Source organism: uncultured Gemella sp. (assembly GCF_963519265.1).
Classification (GTDB): Bacteria; Bacillota; Bacilli; order Staphylococcales; family Gemellaceae; genus Gemella.
This window is the reverse complement of sequence record NZ_CAUQNQ010000124.1, coordinates 1-3,361: the sequence shown is the minus strand read 5'-3', so window position 1 is coordinate 3,361 and position 3,361 is coordinate 1. Positions and strand designations below refer to the sequence as shown.

Below are 3,361 nucleotides of genomic sequence, written 5' to 3'. Positions count from 1 at the left end.
TCTTTATTTGGTAATCCTTCTTTAATTTTTAAAAGAATAATTTTTTCTTGATTTGTTAATGGATTATGACTATTGAAGATATTTTCCATTAGTTCAGGTGAGTATTCTTTGTTACCTGCTAAGACGTTGTTAATTGTTTTCATAAGTTCATCGATTGAACGATCTTTTAGTACATAGGCATCTACGTTATTTTTTATGGCGCGTTCAAAATATCCCATACGTTTAAAAGTTGTCACAATAACAACTTTACAATGTATGTTATTACTACGAATGTATTCTAGTACGTCTAATCCTGTTGCTTCAGGCATCTCTACATCGAGTATAGCTACATCTATATCATTAGTAGAAATTAAATCTATTGCTTCTTTTCCATCTTTAGCTTGAAGTACACTCTCAACGCTATCTTCCATTGATAATAATGTTGACATTGCACCTCGTAACATACTTTGATCTTCAGCGATTAGTAATTTCATATTGTCCTCCTGTTTTTTATTTATTGATTGTTACTTTGATAGTTGTGGGAGATTTTTTTGAAACTATTTCAATCTCTCCATTAGCTATTTTTATTCTTTCTCTTATAGAAGAAAGTTCTGTTCCGTTAATATTTTCAAAGCCATTACCGTTATCAGAGATAATAACAGTGTAGTTGTTACTAGATTCATTTATTTCAATATTGCATTTATTAGCATTACTATGTTTAATGACATTATTCGTTAATTCTTTTAGTACCATTGTAATAGTCCATTCTACTAGCTGAGATGGTAGTGCAGTCATATTATTAACGATATCTAATGAAATATCAGCCATCGACATAATATCTGAAATAACTTTTAATTCTTCATTAATACTTCTATATTTAAGCTTATTAATTATAGATCGCGTTTCTGTCATAGAAGAACTACTGATTTCACTGATTTCTTTAAGTTCATTTCTGGCTGCTTCAATATTATTTTTTTCTAAATATTTTTCAGCTAGTTCTGCTTTTAATTTTAACATTACAAAAGTATGGCCGATACTATCATGTAAGTCGCGTCCAATTCTATTTCTTTCATTTTCAGCAAGAAGCAGATTAATATGTTCATTGTGTTTTAAACGTTCATTCTTTAATTTAGATTTTTCATAAGCATATTTTTGGAAAAAATAAGTTATAACACACATAGAAGAAAAAATAAATAGGATTATTCTATCTCCAATATTTATTTTTGGATTAGCAATTATATACAATGTTAGACAATTTATAGTTATGAAAAAACTAATTGTCCTATAAGTAAAATATTTATCTTGAAAATGCCAAACGAGCAAATTACTCAGATAAAAACTAAATAGAATATTAGTTGGATGTAAAACAATGGTCATGTAACTGATATAAGCAATTAAATAAAACCATTCTGTAAAAACAAGAATTTTATTTTTTGTATATAACATTCCTATATATGAAGCAATGGCGAGAATAGTTAAGGGTAATATATATTTAGGATAACTTCCATCGATAACATATACAAATGCGAATATAAAAAATACCAATGATAAATAAAATCCATAATTTCCCTTTAATAAATTTAGTAATTTTTTATACATTTCAGCCTCCTTATTCTTTAATAATACCACAATAATATAATAGTGTGAATAATATATCCACACTATTATGTTATTATTTTGATTCTCTTTTGTTTTTTATTACCAATGTAGCAATTATACATGCAATTGAGTAGGCTAGAAGTATAGCTAGAGCTTTATAAGAGAAAATATCTTCTTTAATATATTTATTAACGAACTCTAATAGATAGTAGGTTGGTGTCAGTTTAGATATATTTTGTAACCATTCTGGGAAAAGATAAACAGGCCACCAAAGTCCACCTAACATAGCAAGTCCTAGGTATAATATATTGGCAAGAAGTGATAATTTTTCTTCTGATTTAATAAGACTTAGTAGTAATCCCATACCTAAAAATGTAATACTTCCAATAAGCATTAGAACAGCTGACATAATCCATTCGCGAGCTGTCATATTAACGTCTCTAAAGATATGACCAACAGCGAACACAACAACTATTGATATAATAAATGTAATTATTAGACGAATAAAACGAGCAAGGTAATATTCAGATATTATTACTGGAGAATTATTTAATATGTGTAGATAGTTATTTTTCTCATCTTCTTTTATAGAAATAGGAAGAGAAAATAAAGCGAAGCTTATACTGCTGAATGCGGTCATTGAAATAAGCATATCTTTTACAACGCGTATTTTTGTTTCAGGATCATCGAATTGTTGCATTCCAGAAAATAGTATAAAGAAGATAACTGGAAAACCTAATCCCATAATAAAATTAGTTAAGTTTCTTTTTATGAATATAAATTCTATGTTTAATAAGTTAGCAAGATTTTTCATTATTTATCTCCTCCGTTATCTTTTGTAGTTATAAAAATACTATCTAATAAAGTTCTATTTTGAATTTCAATTTCTTTAAATGTGCAACCAGCTTGATGTAATATATTCCATATTTCATCTGGTTTCTTTGTTAAGAAATTAATATTATCTGTTTTTATTTCTAAATTATTTATAATATCACTATCTTTCAATAAATCTAGATATTTTATAGGTAGTGTGAAGTATTTTTCAATTTCTTCAGCACGCATAGCATGTGGAGTAGTATCACGAACTAGTTTTCCTTTATTTAGAACTAAGATTCTATCTGCAGTATGTTCTACTTCTTCGATGTAATGAGAAGAATAAATAATAGTTAAACCTTTATTTTTTAAGTTATTCACAATTTCCCAAAATCTGATACGTGTTGATGTATCCATGCCAGCTGTTGGTTCATCTAAGAAAATTAATTTTGGTCGTCCTATTAATGTAATAATAAAAGATAACAATCTTTTTTGGCCTCCTGATAATTTAGAAGCGAAATTATCTTTTTGAGAATCATCAAATCTTAGTAGTTCATCGATTTCTTCATTTGTTAATGGATTTTCATATAATTTCTGTATAAAATCGAGTAGTTCTTTTACTTTTAGTTTTTCAGGAACAACATTTTCCTGAGGAAGTATGTTAAGAAATTCTTTTAGTTTTTGGTTACCTGGATTTAAAGAGTTAATTTTTATTGAACCTGAATTGATAAATTTATTTCCTAATAGACAGTTCATTAGGGTAGTCTTACCAGCTCCATTTGGTCCGATTAAAGCAATACATTCACCAGAATTCACTTCAAAAGAAATATCATTTAAGATGTTTTTCCCTTTAATTGTTTTTGTTATGTTTTTAACTTCTATAATATTATTTAATGACATTTTGTTCACCTCATCTTTGATAATTAAATTATATCAAAGTAGGAGAGTGTCTTTTAGTAGGTAATGTCAT

The 3,361-nt window shown here is 27.3% G+C and carries 4 protein-coding genes; all 4 read right to left on the bottom strand.

The genetic code is table 11. The annotated features are described in order from the left end of the window. Window positions 1-473, bottom strand: a 473-nt coding sequence (locus tag RWN11_RS07790) for a response regulator transcription factor (protein ID WP_314161167.1), incomplete at its 3' end; no start/stop codon positions are given. Between the two features lie 16 nt (window positions 474-489). Continuing rightward, complete coding sequence (locus tag RWN11_RS07785) at window positions 490-1,158, bottom strand: histidine kinase (RefSeq protein WP_314161166.1); 669 nt, start codon at window positions 1,156-1,158, stop codon at window positions 490-492. A gap of 493 nt (window positions 1,159-1,651) precedes the next feature. Beyond that, on the bottom strand, window positions 1,652-2,392 hold the full coding sequence (locus RWN11_RS07780; protein ID WP_314161165.1) for an ABC transporter permease: 741 nt from the start codon (window positions 2,390-2,392) through the stop codon (window positions 1,652-1,654). Next, window positions 2,392-3,291, bottom strand: a complete 900-nt coding sequence (locus tag RWN11_RS07775) for an ABC transporter ATP-binding protein (RefSeq protein WP_314161164.1) — start codon at window positions 3,289-3,291, stop codon at window positions 2,392-2,394. The genes RWN11_RS07780 and RWN11_RS07775 overlap by 1 nt, the downstream gene beginning before the upstream one ends. Window positions 3,292-3,361 lie beyond the last annotated feature (70 nt).

Excerpts from the sequence above, each read along its gene's own strand:
- RWN11_RS07785 (WP_314161166.1), bottom strand. The coding sequence starts at position 1,158 with ATGTGTGTTATAACTTATTTTTTCCAAAAATATGCTTATGAAAAATCT.
- RWN11_RS07780 (WP_314161165.1), bottom strand. The coding sequence starts at position 2,392 with ATGAAAAATCTTGCTAACTTATTAAACATAGAATTTATATTCATAAAA.
- RWN11_RS07775 (WP_314161164.1), bottom strand. The coding sequence starts at position 3,291 with ATGTCATTAAATAATATTATAGAAGTTAAAAACATAACAAAAACAATT.